This window comes from Mesorhizobium sp. M1329, assembly GCF_040318035.1.
In the GTDB taxonomy this organism is placed as follows: domain Bacteria; phylum Pseudomonadota; class Alphaproteobacteria; order Rhizobiales; family Rhizobiaceae; genus Mesorhizobium.
In genome coordinates this window covers 76,073-95,481 of the sequence record NZ_JAMYLN010000025.1, presented here as the reverse complement: position 1 = coordinate 95,481, position 19,409 = coordinate 76,073, and the positions used below count along the sequence as shown (strand labels likewise).

Sequence of the window (19,409 nt, the reverse complement as noted above, 5' to 3'; positions counted from 1 at the left end):
GTCTATCGCGGGGTTGTGTGCCGCGGCTAGTCTAGTGGACGCAGATGAGCGAGACGTCTATGCCGGTCGCCGTCTGCGGGGGGCACACCTTCGCGATCTGGCGCGAATCGTGATCGCAGCGACAAACACAAGGCCGACACTTTTAAGCGGACGTTGAAGAGAGCCCCCCTTGAGCGGGCGGTTTTGCCGGGCCCTGGTTCAAGCGGCGGCGGAGGCGTGCCGCCTGGCCGCCGAGCTGTCCCACCGTGCGCGAGCTCACCGGCCGCGCCTCGTTCCGACTGTTTGGGCTCTAGCGATGGCCGAAGCCTCCGCCCGCCTCAAGGCAAGCGATCAGCCGGCATTGGTGGACATTGAACTGGAGCACCTGCCGGCCGATGTGCGCTGGCGCGAATGGACGCTCTGCGTCGAAGCGGTCGTTTTCGCCGCCAGCGAACACGTGACACGAAAGGTGCTGGCACGCGTCGTCGGCAAAAGCTGCGATCTCGACCTGGTCACCGACGAGATCCGCGCCGAGCTCGCCAAGCGCCGCTACGAACTGGTCGCAGTCGCCGGCCGGCAGCACCGCGCCAAGAAGGTCTTTGGAGATATCACCCACGCTGCCTTTGGCGGCACTGCGAGAGAGGGGTCAAAAGAACTGTCGCAGGCGGAGGCTCTTGTGCTGATGTGCATTGCCTATTTCCAGCCGACCACCCGGGGTGAGTTGTCGAGCTTTTTTCGGCAAGGAGGTGTCGCGCGACCTGATCGGCGTGTGCGCGCGCAGGACCTTATCGCCTCGGGATCGCGCGACCCGCAGCCAGGCGCGCCACAGACCTAGGTGACGACGAAGACTTTCCTGTCGCAGTTCGGGCTCGACACGCTGCGCCAGCTGCCGGCTCTCGAGTACGCAGGGCTGCTGTCGAAGGAGAAGCTGCTGGCCGAGGATATACCGATCGGTCTTAGCCGGGGGAAGCGACGGCGAAGAGGGCGAGCCAACGACAGGCGTCGTTGAGGATGAGGCGCTCTGTACTGATCGAAAAACGGGTTGCTTACGACAGCTAGCAACTCAGGGCCACGATGACTGATCGTGCGGCAGCCGGTGATCGGGATCATGGACCGCGACCTTGTCGCCTTCGACCAGGTTGGCTGAAAAGATCACCAAGTTGGTGCCGCCGGCATGGCGCAGCGACGGAAACAGGATACCGCGAAGCCCGGTTGTAATGACCAGGTCCCCAAGCTTCCAGGATGAAGGTATCTTTCTGTCAATGCGAGCGATCTGGCGCCAGCCACAATCCCATTCCTTCCAGTCACTATCCCAGGCATTTGGATCGAACCCCTGCGAAAGATCGGCGACCTCGGAAAGCGTGATTTTGTAGGCGGCAAGAGTGGCCGGCGGGGTGATGCTGGCGCCCTGCTTGTATTCCTCCAACGCTGTCTGAGGGGCGAGGGATAAGTAAAGCGCTTCGACGCCTGGCCGGTTGAAACGACCGCCGTCGATCGCTGCGCCTGCACCGCTGGTGGGCAGGAAGGCCCATTTGGGTGTCAGATAGCGATGGAAGATCTCGTCCGGCCCGACGCGGGTGACCTTCACCCGCGCGCCCCGTTCTCGAGATCTCGGATAAAGGCCACAACCGCCTCGACCTGGCCGTCCGCGACGAGTTCGGCAGCCGTGCGATGGCCATAGTCGGCAATCGGTTCATTGCGGTACCAAAAGATCGCCTTCTTGATGTCGCCGGTGAGTTCCGTTGCGGCCGAAATCACCTTCACCATCTCGCGCATCCGACCCTGCAGTCGCTCCGATGACGGGTTACGGAGCGTGTTGCGGTGGACGCCGGTTAATTGCGCCAGGTTGGCCACCTTGACGCCCAGCGCCTGCGACAGGCGCTTCGGCGAGATATAAGGCGTTCGCGGCTCCTGCAGACTGTCGACAAAACCTGAGACCACTTTCGATCGTGCGAGCTGTGCCTGGGTCATAACAAATCTCCGACCTCTCTCATACGCACAATATATGCACATTTCTAGGCATAGCAAGTGAACAGAGCTTGGCGCTGTTCCAGCGCACTGCTCGTCCTTCCCCATCCTCGTAGCGGATGCTAGCTAGCGGCAGCAATGCGCCCATCTCGGTCATTAAAGCAGCATTGCACTGCCCTAATGCCGAGCCCGCGCCGGAGGTCGCAGGTGCGCGTGGAGCGGTCGACCCGAACTATGCGCGAGACAGGCTTGATTGTATCTAACCTGAAACAGACCAAGGCCGGCCCAACCTAGACCTAAAACCAAAAGGCACCAAACCTCCAACAGCTACGCTCCCACGGGTTCAAGCGCCTGCACACATTGACCACGCCACTTTCGCAATGGCCGCTTGGATGACGACCGCATCAAATTCATGGGGCAAGGGCTCCCGCCAATGGGTTCGGCCGCGACCAGGCCTCCAAGATCCCTCGATCAGCATCACCAAACCCTGCGAGAGGCGGAAGAGGCAAGCCGGTTCATGAACCGGCCGGAAGTCGCCAAGACCCAAAGCCGCTGATCGATGCGAGCCGCAGTAACGAAGTGTAACCGGGTTCTCGCTACAAGAGCTCAATCCGCGCAAGGCCGCTGATCGAGGATCAACAGTCTACCCAATGGAAGTCGCCGCTATGGAAATCGCCACGAACGGCCATACAAACAGTCATCTGATGACGTCACGGCGGTTTGCGCCTCTCTTCTGGACGCAGTTCCTGTCCGCCTTCAACGACAATTTCCTCAAGAACACGCTGGTGTTCCTTATTCTGTTCACCCTGGCCGCGGACACGGCAGCATCACTGGTCACTCTGGCAGGTGCCGTCTTCATGGCTCCCTTCCTGCTCCTGTCTGCCCTTGGTGGCGAGATCGCCGACCGGTTCGACAAGGCGCTTATCGCCCGTCGGCTGAAATTCACCGAGATTGCCGCAGCTGCTGTCGCAGTCGTCGGGATCGCGCTGTCGTCTATTCCGGTGCTGATGGCGGCGTTGCTGATGTTCGGCATCATCTCGGCACTGTTCGGACCAATCAAGTACGGCATCCTGCCGGACCATCTCGAGCGCAAGGAATTGCCTCGCGCCAATGCCTGGATCGAATCGGCAACCTTCGCCGCCATCCTCGGCGGCACTATCGCCGGAGGCGTCGTTTCGGCCGATGGCATAGGTGTCTCGGTCTTCGGGCCGATGATGATGATCCTCGCCATCGGTTGCTGGTTTGTCAGCCGATACATTCCGTCAACCGGTTCTGCTGCACCCGAACTGGTTATAGACAGGAACATCTTTCGCTCGACGTGGCGACAGGTTAACGGCCTGCGTGCCGACAAGCGGATCTGGCGCGCCGGACTGATGACGTCGTGGTTCTGGCTGATCGGGGCCATCGTCCTTTCGATCCTGCCTACGTTGGTCAAGGATTCGCTCGGTGGCGGAGAAATCGCTGTCACCGCCTATCTAGCGGTGTTCGCCGTCTCAATCGCCATTGGCTCTGCCATAGCTGCATGGATGTCGCAGGGCCGCATCGTGCTCTTGCCAGCCCCGGTTGGCACGACGTTGATGGCACTATTCGGCTTGGACCTGGCCTGGACCATCTGGAGCATGCAGCCCTCGCCCAGGGCCGAAACGCTCGCAACATTCTTCGCGGGACCAAACACGGTCCATGTTGCGATCGACCTTGCCGGCATGGCTATTGCCAGCGCCTTTCTTGTCGTGCCGACCTTCGCCGCCGTGCAAGCCTGGGCGCCCGAAGCCAGCCGCGCTCGCGTGGTCGCCGCGGTGAGCATCGTGAATGCAGGCTTCATGACGGTGGGCGGCATATTCGTCGCCGCGATTCAAGCAGCGGGCGTCTCCACTGGAGGTATCCTTTTCGGTCTCGCCGCTCTCAACGTGGTCGCGGCCTGGCTGATGCTGAAATACCTGCCGACAAACGCCTTCCGCGATTTCGTTTCCATTCTGTTCCGAGCCTTCCATCGGCTGGAGGTGGAGGGGCTGGAGAACCTCAAGGCGGCCGGCCCGGCACCCATCCTGGCGCTCAACCATGTCAGTTTTCTCGACGGTCCGCTGGCTTTGACGCTGACCGATGAGGAGCCGGTGTTTGCCATAGACTACACTATCGCCCAGGCCTGGTGGATGAAGCCGTTCATGAAACTTGCGCGCGCCCTGCCGCTCAATCCGGCCAAGCCGATGTCGACCCGCACGCTTATCAAGGTCGTGCAAGGCGGCGATCCGCTGGTCATCTTCCCCGAGGGCCGGATCACCGTGACCGGCGGCCTGATGAAGGTCTATGACGGTGCCGCTATGGTGGCCGACAAGACCGGCTCGATGGTCGTGCCCGTGCGCATCGACGGGCTGGAGAAGAGCTATTTTTCGCGGCTGACCTCGCAGCATGTTCGCCGCCGGCTGTTCCCGAAGGTCAAGGTGACCATTCTGGAGCCCGTCAAACTTCGAGTAGCGCAGGATCTGAAGGGTCGGAACCGCCGTGCCGCGGCGGGCGCTGCCCTCTACCAGGTCATGTCGGATCTCGTCTTCCGCACCCAGGACATCGACAAGACCGTGCTGGAGAGGATCATCCAGACGGCGAACGAACGCGGCATGAAGCAGCTTGCCGTGCAGGACCCGGTCACCGGTTCGCTGAGCTACGGCAAGCTGCTGACAGCCGCCGCCATACTTGGCGAGAAATTCAAGAATCTGTTTGCCGGCCAGCAGACGCTCGGTATCATGCTACCCAACGCTAACGGCGCCTGCGCGACTCTGCTCGGCGTCATGTCGGCCGGCAAGGTTCCGGCGATGATGAACTTCACTGCCGGTGCAGCCAACATCGTCTCCGCTTGCAAAGCCGCCGAGGTGCGCACGGTGCTGACCTCGCGCGCCTTTGTCGAACAAGCGAAACTCGGCGCCGTGATCGAGGAACTCGGCCGATCGGTCGACATCGTTTGGCTCGATGATCTGCGGGCCACCATTGGTCTCAAGGACAAGCTGCTCGCCCTTTTGCGCAAAAGCGCACCCCGGGTCGCCCGCAAGTCCGAAGATCCAGCGGTGATCCTGTTCACCTCAGGTTCCGAAGGCACGCCGAAGGGCGTGGTGCTCACCCACCGCAACATCCTGGCCAATGCCGCGCAGGCGGCCTCGCGTATCGACTTCCATTCGGGCGACAAGGTCTTCAATGTGCTGCCGATCTTCCATTCCTTCGGCATGACGGCGGGCACAGTGCTGCCGCTGATCTCGGGCGTGCCGGTCTATTTCTACCCCTCGCCGTTGCACTACCGGATCGTGCCGGAGTTGGTTTACGCCTCGAACGCAACGATCATCTTCGGCACCGATACGTTTCTTGCCGGCTATGCCCGCACCGCACACCCTTACGACTTCCGCTCAGTGCGCTATTGCTTTGCCGGAGCGGAACCGGTCAAGCCTTCGACCCGCGCCACCTACATGGAAAAGTTTGGCCTGCGCATCCTCGAAGGCTATGGCGTGACCGAAACCGCGCCCGTGATCTCCATCAACACGCCGATGTACAACCGATCCGGCAGTGTCGGCAAAATCATGCCGGGTATGGAGTATCGCCTGGACCCGGTGCCTGGCGTCGAGGATGGCGGACGGCTGTTCGTGCGGGGGCCCAACGTCATGGCAGGCTATCTGCGCACCGAGAAGCCGGGCGTGCTCGAGCCGCTCGAAGACGGCTGGCATGACACCGGCGACGGCGTCGCCGTCGACGACGTCGGCTTCATCACTATTCGCGGCCGCGCCAAGCGCTTTGCCAAGATCGGTGGCGAGATGATCTCGCTGGCCGCCGTCGAGGCGCTGGCGGGTGAATTGTGGAAAGGCTCGCTCTCGGCGGTCGCCGCCCTGCCAGATGCGCGCAAGGGCGAAAAGCTGGTCCTCATTACCGAGGCGGCCAACGCTACGCGTGCCGAATTCCTGGCCTTCGCCAAGGCGAACGGCGCCATGGACCTGATGGTGCCGGCCGAGGTGCGCGTCGTTGCGAAAGTGCCTGTCCTGGGCTCAGGCAAGCTCGATTTCTCCGCTGTGACAAAAATGGTTAGCGGCGAAGACATGAAAACCCAGGCGGCTTGACAATAGCCGACCGAGGAAGTCGGCCCGTTTGCCCAATCACATGCAACGAAGGTCGTCTTGGCTCGAAGATAGGCCTTGGCCGAGGTCGGTTCTGAATTGAAGCCGGCTTATATCTATTACGAAGGGAACGGCAGTTTTGCGCCTGATTGGAGACCTTCATCTCCCATCCTTCGAATGGCAGCAAAGCGCCGCACAGCGGTCAGACGAGCCTGCACGCAAGGGCCGGCTATCTTGTCCAGTCATCTTGAAAGCTGACAGTCCGGTTCCGGCCCCATAGGTCGTTGAACGGTTCTGCAATTCGCGATCGACTGCGGTTCCTGGAAGCTTTTCGAAGTGCATCGCCCCACCAGCCGAACTGCGGGCTCAGGTGAAGAAGGTCGGGATGCACGAATATGATGTTGGGCAAGCTTGATCGACGCATTCGCGCATCGGAATTCAGATAGGGCGCCTTCGCCTGGTTGCCGGGGTGGCCACCGGCCCGCTTCGTCGCCCCGTACCGAGTTTCTTGTAGGAGGACTAACCTGTGCGGCGCGTGAAAGGCGTGGCGCAATGCGCCTTTCAAGGTTGGCGCTGGACCACCTCAACCTCGTCGGGGTCGCCTTCCAGCGTATCGCTGACCGGCTTTGGCTCACCGCCAATCGGCAGGCCGTCGAAGCCCGTACAACCATGCCTCGGAATGCTCGGCCCACTAGTCATCCGCCATCAAATCGACGGGCAGGCCTTACGATCGAACTTGCATAAGCCACCGATCAACGATTGGTCAGGAAAATCGCTTCCTCATCGTCGCGCTGCCTGCCGCCAAGTGCTGCAGCCGCGCTCGCAATGAAGGCCCCGACGACCAGCGACAGCGCGCCAATCAGTGAGAAGGTGGCGCCTGCCTTTCTGGCGGTGTCGGCCGCCTGCTGGGCCTTAACCTTGGCGTCCTGCGCTTTGGCGATTACTGCATCGACACGAGCGGTGGCATCGGCTTCGGACAGACCTGTGCGGGCGGCCACCAGCCGCGACAGATAGGTCTTGTCGTCGGCCGATATTTCGCCTGCTGCGGCACTCGCGATCAGAATGCGCGATGCCTGCGCCGTTGCCGCAGCGTCGCTCTCCGGACTGGCGGCAGCGAGCCTTGCCGGATCGGCCGGGCGGAACAGCGTATCGACGAAATACGACGTGGCGTTGTCAGTCGAGGCGCCACCGGCGTTTGCAGCAGCCCCCGCAGACGCCCCCATTGCCGCACCGGATGCGACAGTCGAAGCAGCCTGGACTCCGGTGCCGATCGCGGCCGAAAGCGCTGTGCCGAGCACGCCGGCGACGAGCAGCGTCGCCAGCGCCCAGGCCAGGAAGCCGTGAGCGGTATCGCGGAAGAAGACTTCATCGGTGTGGATGCCGACCCATTTTGTACGCAGGCGCCCGGCAAGGTAGCCGCCGAGAGCGGAAGATAGCCATTGCACGATGATGAGCCAAACGGCGGTGGAAACGGCGAAAGTGGTGACTGACGCACCCGAACCTGACCATGGCGACACCATGCTCAGCCCAAGCCCGGAGCCGAGCAGCATCAGAATGAAGGTAAGCGTCGACGCAGCAAAGGCGCCGGCGACGATTGGTCCCCAGCTGACGGCGGGGGAAGAGGATTCCGTCGGTGCGGAAACGTCGACAGTCGTTAGGGTGGACGGCATGGAAGCCCCCTACCTTGCAAACAGCATAATCAGAATAATGATCGGAATCGGGACTCCGAGAAGCCAGAGCAAAATGCCACGTCCCATGGATGCCTCCTGCGGCGATTGTGATTAACTACAATGCCTTGAAAGACTTTCCGTTCCGGGTGTTCCTCGGTCATCTTTGTTGCGATGCAGCAGCCGCCATGATGCGCCAGGATGCACTTCGTGCCTTCCGGTTAGGTATTCTGGATCGCGGCTCAGATATCCAGGTTGGCAACCGACAGTGCGTTTTCCTGGATGAATTCGCTCCTTGGCTCGGCCTCGTCGCCCATCAGTCGCGAAAACAATGAGTCCGCATCGGTCGCGTCGTTGACCTTGATCTGTAAGAGCGAGCGGACATTCGAGTAGAGTATCGCTTCCCAGAGCTGCTCGGCGTCCATTTCACCAAGGCCCTTGTAGCGCTGCATGGGTCAGGCAGGGGGTGGCGACTCGGCTGCACATTCTGCGCCGGTGAAACAGCGCCGGAGGCAGACCATGGAATTCTCTTGGAATGGACGTGACTCGGTTTGCAGAATGACGGTTGTCCTCAAATGCGGCTAAAGTGACCGAACACAGATCGACGCCCCTTGCCCCGGCGGCTGGCAAGCGAGATAGGCAGTACTGGATCGCCCAACTATCTAGCGGCTAGCCCAACCTCCACCAGCCGGCGGAACGCCTCCGATCTACTGGGAAGATCGGGCTGCTTTCGACGCCATTCGTCAACGCGAGCAAGCAAGTCGCTCGAGAGTCGCAACTCGAAGCGCTCAGTTTTGGTGTCAACAGGGTCAGGCGTGTTTGACAATCGGTCTGTCCGTAATGTACGGTATGTACGTAAATCGTGGTTGCGCTTCGCAGCCGAACGACGTGCGTCAACACGTCGTTCGGCCTAACCACAACCAAAGCTGTCAGGAGCTCGGATCATGGGTGATTCCGACAATAACACGACTTTGTCTTTCGTCACGCGCAAGAGGGTCGTTGCGCGAACGGCAATTGCAATGGTGGGACCACAGCCAACGGAGCCCGCGCGCGAAGACTTGGAAAAGGACGAGCGCGCCGATCCTGCTTTAACGGCGTGGCGCAAGTGGCGGGATGCCCACAACTTGACCGAACGACTTTGCCGAGAGCAACAGCGGCTGGAGCGGACGCTTGCCGAGACTGTTGGCTTTCCGTGTGCGGTGATCCTGCAGTCGAACGGCGATAGGGTGACGCTACATTCACTTAAGGAACTTAGCGAAGTGGTAGGCGCCGAGCCTATCCACGCGGCGGCCCGCACGAAGGCTGAAGCCGACTTTGCGGCCCATCAGGCGCGCTGGGATGCCGCCGACAAGGAAATTGGGTATTCCGCCGCGATGCTTGCTGAACGCGAGGCGGCCGACCAAGCGGAGGAGTTGCTCAAGGTATTGTCCGAAACGCCTGCCACTACCGTTGCCGGTGTGGCAGCCAAGCTTGATGCAGTGCTCAAGGAAGGTCAGTCGTCTGAGGGCGATGCGGAGTTTCCCTGGCCCCAAATCCGCTCGGCGTTCGAGGATATTGGTCGGATCAGCCGGCAGACAGAGCAGAGTTGAAGGCCCGAACCGTTTCGAGAAGTTAGCAACTCCCCCATCATCCGGAAGTTTGGCGGGTTTCGCACGATCTATCGCGAAAAACTCTCCATCGGAGAGCGACAAACGCAAATTCGAAAGGCATCGGCCGAGCCAAAAGCCACCGAGACAATGCTCGATGCGTTGCCGGCGAAGCTCGAAACGGAATTTGCCTTGAGCGCATTGCTGCCAATTGTGCGGGACGAAGGATCCGTTTATCTCCTTGACCCCAAGTCGGGCCATCACCTTTCCCGGCAAGGGACGAACGGCTTTAGTTGCCTCGTCGATCGCACCGCTTGGGAAATCGCGGACTTTCGCAAAGCCGGATCGACTGCACCGATGCTGAAACGAGAGCGTTCGTTCGCCAGGCCCCAACGCACGCCGAAACCGGTCGACTGTTCGGGTCATGCCGGTCGGATGACCGTCAGCACGAATACCGATCGCGCAGGAATGAGATGAAGGTCGGCAGGGCAGGGTTGGCGTTGTCGGGGCGCCAGCGGGCCAAACTGGATATCTGGATTGGTTTGCCGCCGATCCGCAGCTTGCGACAGACCGCATCCTGAGGAACACTGTCGGCATCTCGATCGTGGATCAGTGCGACTCCAAGCCCGTTTCCGACAAGGCGCAAAAGGATGCCCGCACTGACGTGATGTTCGACGATTGGAGGAAGCTCCACGCCGCGTCCAACAGCGTCGGCGAGCTGAAATGCTTCGCCCCTGCGCACCAGCAACGTCTCCTGGTGCAACTCGTGCCACTCGATCAGGGAACGGCTGGCGAGGGAATGATTTGAGGCAAGAACGACAGCCAGAGTGTCTTTCCACAGCGTCAATTCGAACGCGCCGCCGGTAAACCGGGAGGAGGAGGTCACGACCACGTCGACCTGGGTGGCACCCAGAGCAGCCTCAGGCGAAGGGTAAGGACTCTCCGTCAAGCTGACGGTCACATTGGGATGAGATTGCCCGAACTCGATGATTGCATCCAAGGCTCGCCCGGCGAGGATGATCCCGTTGGAGCCGATGGAAAGTTTTTGTTGGTCATCTTTGGTGCCGGACCTGGCCAGAGTGAGCGTGTTGTCGAGCTCGAGCAGCACGGAGCGCAGACGCTCCAGGAAGCGTTCGCCGGCCGGGGTTGGGCCGACGCCGCGAGCATGGCGATGGAATATCCTCGTACCTACCGCGAATTCCAGGTCGCGGATGCGCCGGCTGAGCGCGGTGTGATCGATCCCTGTGCGTCGGGAGGCGCGAAGAAAGCTGCCCTCCTCCGCGACCACAAGTGCATAATTGAGGGTCGCAAGTTGGATGGAACTCCGCATCACTGCTCAAAGTCAAGTTGGCGACAAGACGCGTTTGAGCGCTTTTGGCCGCTGCGGGCTATCGCCAAATCTCAGTATTGACACAGGGTGAGCAGTCCAACCCTCCTTACAAGAACAATGATGAAGACACGGTCCATGGCGCACTGGTTTCGGAACGGTTGTCCGCATGGCCAACCGCGCTCTGGGAGTGTTGCTGTATCTAGTCCAGTATTTGACGTACCAATTGGACCGCTTATCCCGTTCGCTCAGGTGGCCACAATATATGGTGCGGCATCTGTCCCCTTCTCCCGGTCGATTAGCGTAGACTGGGCCAAGGTGGCACGATTCGGACGTTGCCAGCACCCCGCCAAGCGGGGATCGGTTAGGCCTTGACGCTCGCCAGCACCCGACATACTTGCTATAAGCAACTTGCGTAGAGATCGCGTGTGCAGCCCGATGACATCGAACTCATTCTGGACACTGACATTTCGGAGGACCCATGCCTCCTCTTTGATGTCGTCACGCCCGATGGCGTGCTTCAGCTCTTGGGGGACGTGGACATGGGCAGCAACCATCTGGTGGTCCGTGACCTCCATATTGGGGGCGATGCCCAGGTCCAGTGGGGTTGGTCCAAATTGCGCAAGCTCGGTCGAATGATCGCGGAGAAGCTTAATGTCGACTACATCGAAGTTCATGGAGCGGTTCGGACAACGGGTGCGAACCCGGGACGTCGTCCGGGTGTCGTCAGGCTCTCCCGTCCGGCTGAGCCTCAGCTTTCTACACGGCGCGAATACTCCTGAGGCTGCTCGGGCTCTCGTCAGAAGACAGCTGCCGCTGAGGACGGCCCACGCGGTCCTCACGGCGATGGTTGATCAAGGCAAGGCATTCGTGACGGTTCCTTGCGTCGACGACCTTCGGGCACTGAAGGATGAACTCTCGTCCGCAGGAGTGATCGCGAAGGTTCATGCGCCGCGGCCGATAAGCGTTCGCGAAGTCCGGGATCGCACGAAGCTGTCCCAGGAGGCGTTCTCCGTGAGGTATGGCCTCGATCTGGCAACGCTTCGAAACTGGGAGCAAGGTCGCTCGGAACCGGATGCGGCGGCGAATACGCTCCTATGGACCATTGCCCGGAACCCAAGGGCAGTCGAAGAATCCCTCGACATGGAGGACGAAGTGGCTGCCCCGTCGCCCTAGCCAGGGGCCGTCGGAACAGCCACTCCAGCGCGCGGCTACTCGGCCGCCAACGCGATAGCGGGCCGCCGGACGGGAGGCAACGCCAGTATCCGCTCCGGCCCGCTCTAGCGCCTTCCCGTCAGCCGTTCCTCGCCTGGCCGCCGCAGCGCCAGCACTGGCCCCTCCGCCTTCCGGCGCGTGCAATGGCGCCGCTCATCGAACTCTCGCACGCCGTCGAAATCCCATTGGAAGCCGCCATTCGCGTCAGAGCTGCAGCAGGCCTCACGCTGCGCCAGTCAACAATTGCGCGACTGGCGGTGGCCGCGGAAGGCGCAAGCGACGCCATTGCCTACGGCGACCAACCTATCCTCTTCGCCCACCGGGAGGGCCGTACGATCGAACACTTCGGTGGCGAGTTCCCGCCCCTTCTCTTGGTGGGTTTCAGGGACGGCAGTGCCCGGCCGATCGATACGCTAAGCATGCCGCGGGCACGCTATGATGGTGAGGAAATCGGGCTGTTCCGTGTTCTGCGGGGACTGGCGCTCCGCTCCATCCGGCAACAAGATCCCCGCCTGCTTGGACGTGTCGCAACCATCAGCGCCAGTATCAGCCAGAGGCACCTGCCGAAGGCATCCTTCAACACCGTTTTGGATATAGCACGGGCGCATGGCGCGTGCGGTGTGCAGGTGGCCCACAGTGGCACGTTGATCGGCATTCTTCTGGATGCCAACGCACCCAGGGCGGCCATGCGTGCTGCTGAGCTCGCTAGGGAGGTGAGCGGCGCAGGCCTCCAGGACGTCCACACGTTTGCCCTTAATGCCGAAACGGGGCTAATCCAGTGAGCGCGGCGCCAGACTATTTACGCGCCTACGAGACGCCGCGTTTTGCCCAACTCGCACCCAACCTCAACGCCGCCTGCTTTTCCCTCATGAAGCTGATCCCCGCCCGGTTCATGGTCGATCAGGCGGAAGCGTCAGGGCGCCTCAGGCGGGAAGGTCACATCATCGAAACGACGTCGGGCACATTCGGCCTCGCCATCGCTATGCTGGCCGCGGTTCGTGGCTATGCGCTGACACTTGTCACGGCCTCCAGCCTCATCGACCTGAAACTCAGGCGGCGTCTGGAACAACTTGGTGCCAAAGTCATGGCCATCGACGATCCTCAGGGAGACGGCAATCAGCGCGGTCGGCTCGAGTATCTTCACCAGACCCTGCAAGATAGTCCGGGCACGTATTGGCCTCGGCAATACGACAGTCCGGAAAACCGCCTTGCCTACGCGCGTCTCGCCGACCTCGTTGTGCGATCATTCGGCCGTATCGATTGCCTCGTCGGCTGCGTGGGCACTGGGGGATCGCTTTGTGGAACCGGAGGCTTTCTTCGTGAGCTCTTTCCTGATCTCAGGATGATTGCTGTCGATACCCACAGAAGCATGCTCTTTGGCCAGCCTGTCGGACGTCGCATGCTGCGCGGGCTCGGCAACAGCGTTTTGCCGGACAATGTTCGTCATGAGATGATCGACGACATTCATTGGGTGGGCGCATTGCCGGCTTACGCTATGGCGCACGGACTGTTTCGCGATCACGGGCTGTTCATGGGTCCGACCAGCGGCGCCGCAGCCTTGGTCGCCGCCTGGTTCGCCAGGCAAAATCCGGAAGCCTCCACCGTCGTGATAATGCCAGATGAAGGGCATCGTCATTCCGATACAGTCTACAACCCCGACTGGCTCGCCGGTTTGAAGGATTGGCCAATCCCCATTCCTCTTGAACCAACTGTTCTCACGCAAATTCGTCCGGCTGAAGAGACGGCATGGACGAGATTCCCTTGGAACCGCAGAACTTTAAACGCCGTCCTCGCGGCGGCGGACGGCCTGCCCCCTACGCTGTGACAGGTCCGAATTCAGGCTAGGCGACAAAGCCAACATCGGCCAGCAGTTACACAGGGTGCATGACCCGGTGAAGAAAATCCCTAGTGCGTTCGTGTTTCGGATGTCGAAGTAGCTCCTTGGCCGGGCCTTGCTCAACGATCCGGCCGCCGTCGAGAAAGAGGACGCTATCGGAGACCTCGCGGGCGAACTGAATTTCGTGCGTAACCACGAGCATGGTCATGTTCTCGTCTGCGAGCGCGCGCATGACCTGCAGGACCTCGCCGACTGTTTCCGGGTCGAGTGCTGAGGTGGGCTCGTCGAAAAGAATGGCCTGTGGGCGCATCGCCAGGGCGCGGGCGATGGCTACGCGCTGCTGTTGGCCGCCCGACAATGACGCGGGATAGGCATTCGTCTTGTCGGTCAGGCCGACGCGATTGAGCAATGCCATGGCGCGCTCGCGAGCCTGGTTCCTGTTTTCCTTCAGCACGTAGAGCGGCCCTTCCATGACGTTTTCCAGCGCTGTGCGATGCGGAAACAGGTTGAAGCGTTGGAAGACCATGGAAACACGGGTGCAGATGGCGTGAACCTGCGGCGAGGCGGCATCCACCACGGTGCCGTCGATGCTGATGCGACCGCGCTGATAGGTCTCAAGTCCGTTCACACATCGTAGAAGCGTCGATTTGCCGGAACCCGAGGGCCCGATCAAACATACGACCTGCCCCTTGGCGATCTCGGCGTTGATTCCCTTGAGGACTTCATGGGCGCCGAAGGACTTGTGCACGTCATCGAAGGTGATCATCCCGTCGCCCCAAGATAGCTCTCGACTCTGCGCATAAGCAGGTTCAGCGGAACCGTCAGGCACAGGTAAAGCAGTGCCACCAAGGTAAAAACTGTCATGTTGTCGAAAGTGGACGACGCAAGCATCTTACCCTGCATGGTCAACTCCTGAACCGAAATCACCGACACAAGCGAGGAGTCCTTCAGCAGCATGATCATGTTGTTGGCGTAAGGCGGCAGGATGATCTTGACCGCCTGCGGCAGCACGACGCGGCGCATCATCATCGGACGCTTCATCCCGATCGATTTTGCCGCTTCGACCTGACCCTTGTGGACCGCCTCGATGCCCGCGCGGAAGGTTTCCCCGAGATAGCAGGAGTGAGCCAGGCCCAGCCCGATCGTGCCGGCCTGGAGCGCGGTCAGGTTGATGCCGATCTCGGGCGCGACAAAGTAGATATAAAAGAGAACCACCAGCAGTGGTATGCCGCGCACGAAGTCGACAAGCAGCTGCGTCGGCACGGCGAGACAGCGTATCCCCGATGTCCTGAACAGCGCCCATACAAGGCCGAGCGCCGTCGCCAGACACAGCGCAAGAACGGTTATCATGACGGTCAGCCAAACGCCTTGAAGAAGAAGCGGTAGATATTCCCTTGCGTGCGCGATGAAATTGGTCATGGCCGGCTTCCTCTTGGCACGTTCCCGGCCGTCAGGGCCGGTCATTGCGATGCGATCCTATGGTCCTGCCAGCCGGTGCTTGTTTCGAGCTCGAGGGGATGGCTTCAGAGGCCATATTTGGAAAAAATTCGGCTTAATTCGCCGCTTTCCTTCAGCTTGGCGATGGAGGCATTCACCTTTTCGAGAAGCAGTGGATTTTCCTTGGCAACCGCCAACGCGACTTCGCCTTTTTTCATCGGCCGATAGCCGTCGACGAGGCGAACACCCAGGTCGGGGTTTTTTGAAAGCTGATAAGCGACGATCGGGGCGTCACCAAAGCCGGCCTTGATGCGGCCCAGGACTACATCACGCATCATGTCAGCGATTGAGTCGTAGAGCTTGACTTGACCGAAGACGCCAAGCGCTTCCAGAGCATCGGCGTAGGTCGAGCCGATCTGCGCCCCGACGGTCTCACCTCTCAGCTCTTCGATCGTGTAGTTCTTGCTGTCGCCGGCAGCAACAAACATCGCCTCGCCATAGGCGTAAATCGGCGTGCTGAAATTGATCACCTGCTTGCGCTTGTCGGTTATGAACATGCTGGCGGAAATCAGATTGATCTTGTCGGTCGTCAATGCCGGGATCAGGGCTGGAAAAGCGTTTACCTGGAAGTCGGCCGTCGTGCCAAGGTTTGCGGCAATCGCGCTTGCCAGATCGACCATCGCGCCAGTCGGCTTTCGGGTTGCGGTATCGACAAACGTGAACGGCACCCCGGTTGGCGTGACGCCGACCCTGAGGGTTTCCTCAGCCATCGCCTGAGTTGCGATTGCGACGCCGAGGGCTGCGAGCCAGCCGATGAGAGTTTTGCCAAGCATGAAAATTCCCCTTTCATTATTGAATCGAGGTTCCGCTCGCCAAGCGAGTTGAATTTGCCTCTCGTGGATAGCTTTTGGAAGTCGCAATACCGTCCGGTGGCGGACGGGATCATCAGTCGATCAGAAGTCGCATCCGTCCATGATCGCCTCTATCTCCTCTTCAGGACATCCTGGTCGCGCGTTGTTCATGAGAGGACGTGAAATAGTCACGGTCCCCGGCAAGGTGTTCCCAGGCTTCTGCAACTGACCGAAACGATTGTTGTGCGTGGGCCGGGCCGGTCGAACGATCCAAGTCCTTGAGGCCGCTCGCTGTCACAATGGCAACGACTCTGTCCGACTGCGCGATCGTGCCCTCCCGTCTCAGGGATTCAATAGCCGCAAATGGCGTCACCGAGGCAAGCTCGGCAAAAACCCCCTCGGTGCCCGCAAGCTGCCGCTGCATGGCTATCAGGCCGAAATTGCCGACCGGCATCGCCATGCCACCAGATTCGCGCAGCGCGTTGAGCGCCTGAAACGTGCTTCGTGTGGTGCCGATCGAGATGGCCAGCGTGTCGAAGCCCGCGGGAACCTCGGCAACCAGATCGGCATTGCCGGCAAGCGCTTTGGCCAAAGATCCGTGCACTTCCGCCGCCACGAGTCTCGGCAACCGATCGATCCTGCCTTGGCTAAGAAGGTCCTTGAATCCCGCCCAGAGCCCGGCTAGCGCGTCGCCATAGCAAACAGGCAAGGCGCACCAGTCCGGCACGGCTCCGTGCATCTGTTCGACGATCTCGTAAGCCAGGGTCTTGTAGCCCTCGATCCCGACAGGATGGCTGCCCACCACGGGGCTGTGAAACGGCGACGTCGCAAACCATCCGAGGCGCTCGGTACCAGCGGCAAGTAATGGCCAGCGATGGGATTTGTCGGCCAGGGATACGACGCTGGCGCCGTATTTGCGGATCTGCGCCAACATTGCGCCGGCGGTGCCTGAGAATGTCACAACGACGCATTTCAGGCCCGCCCGTGCAGCATAGGCGGCAAGTGAGGCCCCGGCGTTGCCCGACGAAGCAGTCGCCACGACGCGTGCACCACTCAAACGTGCCATGGACACCGCCACGGTCGAGAAGCGGTCCTTGTGGGACCACGTGGGGTTCGCGCCCTCGTCCTTGATAAGAAGCTTGGGCACTCCGAGCTGCTTTCCCAGCCTCTCGGCGCTCAGCAGCGGCGTCAGACCCTCGCCCAGCGAGATTGCATCGCTGAGCCCGCAAGGAAGCATGTCGGCATAGCGCCACAGCGAGGGGAGCGCGCCAGCCCCTGCGGAAGCGGCCGATGTCGCTCCGGACGGATCGTAGACGACCTTAAGATTGGCTGGCGCTTCACCACAGCATATCAGGCAGCCGCGTGAGTCGATTTTGGTATCGCTCGGGAACAAGGCGCCGCATCGAATACAGGAAAAACCTGCCGCGCGGCTCATGACGGCACCCGGGTGATTGCATTGTGCGTCTCTGTCAGCCGCTCCACTCCGCCCTGGCGAACAACCACCATGTCCTCCACCTGGAGTCCCCAGCGGCCGATTTCGTAGTAAGGGGTCTCCACGCACAGCACCATTCCTTCTTCCAGGACGTCGGTACTCCCCGCCGAAAGCGTCGGCGCATCGTAACCATCAAGGCCGATGCCGTGGCCGACGTGATCGCGCTCGTAGTGGGCAATTCCTTCGCGCTGAACCACACGCACGACCGCCTCGAAAAGCTGTGCTGCCGGCATGCCGGGCCGGATGATATCGCAGGCATGCTGAACGCCGCGCAGCAGCGCCTGCTGAAGCCGATGCGCCTGCGGCGGCGGCTCGCCCAGCGTGGCGATGCGGGCAATGTCGGCGCGGTAGTGCCGAAACCGGCCACCGACGTCGAAGCGGATGATTTCTCCAGCGCGCAACTTGCGGTCCGACGGCTGGACGTTCATGAGTGCGCTGCGCTCGCCAAAGCCGATGCATCCCAGTACGGGCAGGGCGCCTTCCTCAACCGTCCTGACGTGAAAAGCGCGCGCCAGATCTGCTTCGGTGGCGCCTTCCTGAGCGACTGCGAGTGCTGCTTGAATGGAGCGTTCGGCAATCTGGGCAACTTGGCCGAGCCGTTCGATCTCATCAGCCGTCTTTACGGCACGAACCTCGCGAAGCAACGCGGTGGCTGGTAGGAACGACGCATTGAGAAAATGGGCTCTGAGGGCTTCCAGGTATCCTGGCGCGAGCCCCGCCTCGTCTATGCCGATCCGCCCGCGGCCGAGCTGGGCTTCTTCCAGTGCCGCGATCAGAGCCGTAATGGCATCGCGATGCCTCGGCAGCTCGCGAAGCTGGAGGTGCCGTTCACTGGCGCGGTCCATGGCGGTCAAGGAACCCACATCGGCGTAAAAGTCGCCATAGCGCCGCACCTTGCTTACCCAGACGTCCTGATCGGCAACGAGGTCGAGAGTGCTGGTGCTGGCGATGATTTCAGGCGTGCCCTTGTCAGGAGCCGGCCACACCACATAGGCCTGCGGGCCACGACGGATCCATTGCGGCAGAGCCCAGAAGCCGCTCATATAGGTCACGTTTTCCGGCGTCGTCGCTATAAGGGCATCAAGCCCGGCTGCCGACATGCGTTGTTTCAGGCGGGCCTCGTTAAGCAGCATGGTGGGAATCCCGAGCCTGTTTTGCCTCCGGAAAGCCGAGGCCCGCTGAGATGCGCGCCGCAGCCCCAATTACTGCCTCTCCCACCTCGGCGATCTCCACATGCGGCCCAACAGACCGGGGGTAGGCCACGCTTATCGCCGCGGTGATCATGCCCGATGCATCGCGAAGCGGCGCGCCGACCGCGATCAGCCCGGTAAAGTTCTCGTCCAGGGAGGTTGTGTAACCGATAGACTCGCACGCTCTGATCTGAGCCACGAGCTTGTGCGGATCAGTGACGGTGCGTACGGCAACCCGCTCGAGCGGACCCCGTCCGATAATCTCGATGACCGCTTCGCCGCTCAGCTCCATCAGGAGTGCCTTGCCCAAGGCGGTGGAGTGCAAGGGGAACGTTTCGCCGGGTGACGAGCGAATGACGACCGGACTCTTGCTTTGCACGGTCAGGAGATAAATACCGCGATTGCCTCGCCTGATGCCCAGGAACGCGTTGAAGCAACCCTCGGCGGCCAGCGCCTGCAGTTCGATTTCAGCCAAGCCGACGAGGCGATCTCTGCCCAGGACCTTCCGCGCCAGCGCCAGGACGGAATGCCCGAGCCGGTAGCGCCGCGAGTCTGGCGACTGCTCGACATAGCCCTGCTCTGCCAGGGTGTTGAGAATTCGCTGCACGGCGGGAGCACTCTGCTCAAGCCGGCGGGCGAGCTCGCGCACCCCGACCGCTTCGTCCGCGTCCTTGAGCACGTTGAGAACCGCAAGGCCGCGTTTCAACGAAAGATTTCCTGTCACCGGCGTTCCTTATTTCGGAATGGCGTTCCGCAATATGATGAGAAAAGC

The 19,409-nt window shown here is 61.2% G+C and carries 18 protein-coding genes and 1 pseudogene; 7 read left to right on the top strand and 12 right to left on the bottom strand.

Features of this window, described 5'->3' with window-relative positions:
* Positions 1-295 precede the first annotated feature (295 nt).
* Both NKH21_RS23360 and NKH21_RS23355 read left to right on the top strand, forming a co-directional pair.
* The gene (locus NKH21_RS23360) at positions 296-814 is read left to right on the top strand and encodes an SMC-Scp complex subunit ScpB (protein ID WP_352668791.1); all 519 of its coding nucleotides are present in this window, start codon (positions 296-298) and stop codon (positions 812-814) included.
* On the top strand, positions 815-988 hold the full coding sequence (locus NKH21_RS23355; protein ID WP_352867777.1) for a hypothetical protein: 174 nt from the start codon (positions 815-817) through the stop codon (positions 986-988).
* Positions 989-1,042: 54 nt separating this feature from the next.
* Here NKH21_RS23355 and NKH21_RS23350 read toward each other — a convergent pair whose 3' ends face one another.
* A complete protein-coding gene (locus NKH21_RS23350) occupies positions 1,043-1,567 on the bottom strand; it encodes an RES family NAD+ phosphorylase (RefSeq protein ID WP_352668789.1) in 525 nt (174 codons plus the stop codon).
* On the bottom strand, positions 1,564-1,950 hold the full coding sequence (locus NKH21_RS23345; RefSeq protein WP_352867774.1) for a hypothetical protein: 387 nt from the start codon (positions 1,948-1,950) through the stop codon (positions 1,564-1,566). The genes NKH21_RS23350 and NKH21_RS23345 overlap by 4 nt, the downstream gene beginning before the upstream one ends.
* A gap of 662 nt (positions 1,951-2,612) precedes the next feature.
* Here NKH21_RS23345 and NKH21_RS23340 point away from each other — a divergent pair.
* The gene (locus NKH21_RS23340; RefSeq protein WP_352867772.1) at positions 2,613-6,038 is read left to right on the top strand and encodes an acyl-[ACP]--phospholipid O-acyltransferase; all 3,426 of its coding nucleotides are present in this window, start codon (positions 2,613-2,615) and stop codon (positions 6,036-6,038) included.
* Between the two features lie 749 nt (positions 6,039-6,787).
* Here the strand turns inward: NKH21_RS23340 and NKH21_RS23335 are convergent.
* Entirely contained in the window at positions 6,788-7,705 is a 918-nt protein-coding gene (locus NKH21_RS23335; protein ID WP_352668785.1) for a hypothetical protein, read from the bottom strand.
* Between the two features lie 239 nt (positions 7,706-7,944).
* Positions 7,945-8,154: pseudogene (locus NKH21_RS23330) on the bottom strand (hypothetical protein); the annotation flags it as partial.
* Between the two features lie 492 nt (positions 8,155-8,646).
* On the opposite strand from NKH21_RS23330, the gene NKH21_RS23320 reads away from it, so the two are divergent.
* Entirely contained in the window at positions 8,647-9,291 is a 645-nt protein-coding gene (locus NKH21_RS23320; RefSeq protein WP_352668783.1) for a hypothetical protein, read from the top strand.
* 439 nt (positions 9,292-9,730) lie between these two features.
* Here the strand turns inward: NKH21_RS23320 and NKH21_RS23315 are convergent, their stop codons facing one another.
* Both NKH21_RS23315 and NKH21_RS23310 read right to left on the bottom strand, forming a co-directional pair.
* A complete protein-coding gene (locus NKH21_RS23315) occupies positions 9,731-10,618 on the bottom strand; it encodes a LysR family transcriptional regulator (protein WP_352668780.1) in 888 nt (295 codons plus the stop codon).
* Between the two features lie 245 nt (positions 10,619-10,863).
* Positions 10,864-11,292 (bottom strand): hypothetical protein, encoded by a 429-nt coding sequence (locus NKH21_RS23310; RefSeq protein ID WP_352668778.1) that lies wholly within the window; start codon positions 11,290-11,292, stop codon positions 10,864-10,866.
* Here NKH21_RS23310 and NKH21_RS23305 point away from each other — a divergent pair.
* From NKH21_RS23305 to NKH21_RS23295, 3 genes are all read left to right on the top strand, one after another.
* Positions 11,270-11,791 carry a helix-turn-helix domain-containing protein gene (locus tag NKH21_RS23305; protein ID WP_352668776.1) on the top strand — a complete coding sequence of 174 codons (522 nt, stop codon included), beginning with the start codon at positions 11,270-11,272 and terminating at the stop codon, positions 11,789-11,791. The genes NKH21_RS23310 and NKH21_RS23305 overlap by 23 nt on opposite strands.
* A 182-nt stretch (positions 11,792-11,973) precedes the next feature.
* Positions 11,974-12,612, top strand: a complete 639-nt coding sequence (locus tag NKH21_RS23300; protein WP_352867767.1) for a hypothetical protein — start codon at positions 11,974-11,976, stop codon at positions 12,610-12,612.
* Complete coding sequence (locus NKH21_RS23295) at positions 12,609-13,655, top strand: pyridoxal-phosphate dependent enzyme (RefSeq protein ID WP_352668773.1); 1,047 nt, start codon at positions 12,609-12,611, stop codon at positions 13,653-13,655. The genes NKH21_RS23300 and NKH21_RS23295 overlap by 4 nt, the downstream gene beginning before the upstream one ends.
* A 46-nt stretch (positions 13,656-13,701) precedes the next feature.
* Here NKH21_RS23295 and NKH21_RS23290 read toward each other — a convergent pair whose 3' ends face one another.
* From NKH21_RS23290 to NKH21_RS23265, 6 genes are all read right to left on the bottom strand, one after another.
* Positions 13,702-14,433: an amino acid ABC transporter ATP-binding protein gene (locus NKH21_RS23290; protein ID WP_352668772.1), complete on the bottom strand. Its 732-nt coding sequence runs from the start codon at positions 14,431-14,433 to the stop codon at positions 13,702-13,704.
* A complete protein-coding gene (locus NKH21_RS23285; RefSeq protein ID WP_352668770.1) occupies positions 14,430-15,086 on the bottom strand; it encodes an amino acid ABC transporter permease in 657 nt (218 codons plus the stop codon). Before NKH21_RS23285 ends, NKH21_RS23290 begins: the two co-directional genes overlap by 4 nt.
* A 104-nt stretch (positions 15,087-15,190) precedes the next feature.
* Entirely contained in the window at positions 15,191-15,937 is a 747-nt protein-coding gene (locus NKH21_RS23280) for a substrate-binding periplasmic protein (protein ID WP_352566552.1), read from the bottom strand.
* Between the two features lie 160 nt (positions 15,938-16,097).
* Complete coding sequence (locus tag NKH21_RS23275; RefSeq protein WP_352668766.1) at positions 16,098-17,390, bottom strand: threonine synthase; 1,293 nt, start codon at positions 17,388-17,390, stop codon at positions 16,098-16,100.
* Entirely contained in the window at positions 17,387-18,580 is a 1,194-nt protein-coding gene (locus NKH21_RS23270) for a M24 family metallopeptidase (protein WP_352867762.1), read from the bottom strand. The genes NKH21_RS23275 and NKH21_RS23270 overlap by 4 nt, the downstream gene beginning before the upstream one ends.
* Entirely contained in the window at positions 18,570-19,343 is a 774-nt protein-coding gene (locus NKH21_RS23265) for an IclR family transcriptional regulator (RefSeq protein WP_352566558.1), read from the bottom strand. The genes NKH21_RS23270 and NKH21_RS23265 overlap by 11 nt, the downstream gene beginning before the upstream one ends.
* Positions 19,344-19,409 lie beyond the last annotated feature (66 nt).

Bases quoted from the DNA above. Each gene is read 5' to 3' on its own strand.
- NKH21_RS23320 (WP_352668783.1), top strand. From the start codon at position 8,647: ATGGGTGATTCCGACAATAACACGACTTTGTCTTTCGTCACGCGCAAG.
- NKH21_RS23280 (WP_352566552.1), bottom strand. From the start codon at position 15,937: ATGCTTGGCAAAACTCTCATCGGCTGGCTCGCAGCCCTCGGCGTCGCA.
- NKH21_RS23270 (WP_352867762.1), bottom strand. From the start codon at position 18,580: ATGCTGCTTAACGAGGCCCGCCTGAAACAACGCATGTCGGCAGCCGGG.
- NKH21_RS23275 (WP_352668766.1), bottom strand. From the start codon at position 17,390: ATGAGCCGCGCGGCAGGTTTTTCCTGTATTCGATGCGGCGCCTTGTTC.
- NKH21_RS23310 (WP_352668778.1), bottom strand. From the start codon at position 11,292: ATGAACTTCGATGTAGTCGACATTAAGCTTCTCCGCGATCATTCGACC.
- NKH21_RS23285 (WP_352668770.1), bottom strand. From the start codon at position 15,086: ATGACCAATTTCATCGCGCACGCAAGGGAATATCTACCGCTTCTTCTT.
- NKH21_RS23290 (WP_352668772.1), bottom strand. From the start codon at position 14,433: ATGATCACCTTCGATGACGTGCACAAGTCCTTCGGCGCCCATGAAGTC.
- NKH21_RS23335 (WP_352668785.1), bottom strand. From the start codon at position 7,705: ATGCCGTCCACCCTAACGACTGTCGACGTTTCCGCACCGACGGAATCC.
- NKH21_RS23345 (WP_352867774.1), bottom strand. From the start codon at position 1,950: ATGACCCAGGCACAGCTCGCACGATCGAAAGTGGTCTCAGGTTTTGTC.
- NKH21_RS23315 (WP_352668780.1), bottom strand. From the start codon at position 10,618: ATGCGGAGTTCCATCCAACTTGCGACCCTCAATTATGCACTTGTGGTC.
- NKH21_RS23340 (WP_352867772.1), top strand. From the start codon at position 2,613: ATGGAAATCGCCACGAACGGCCATACAAACAGTCATCTGATGACGTCA.
- NKH21_RS23305 (WP_352668776.1), top strand. From the start codon at position 11,270: ATGTCGACTACATCGAAGTTCATGGAGCGGTTCGGACAACGGGTGCGA.
- NKH21_RS23300 (WP_352867767.1), top strand. From the start codon at position 11,974: ATGGCGCCGCTCATCGAACTCTCGCACGCCGTCGAAATCCCATTGGAA.
- NKH21_RS23360 (WP_352668791.1), top strand. From the start codon at position 296: ATGGCCGAAGCCTCCGCCCGCCTCAAGGCAAGCGATCAGCCGGCATTG.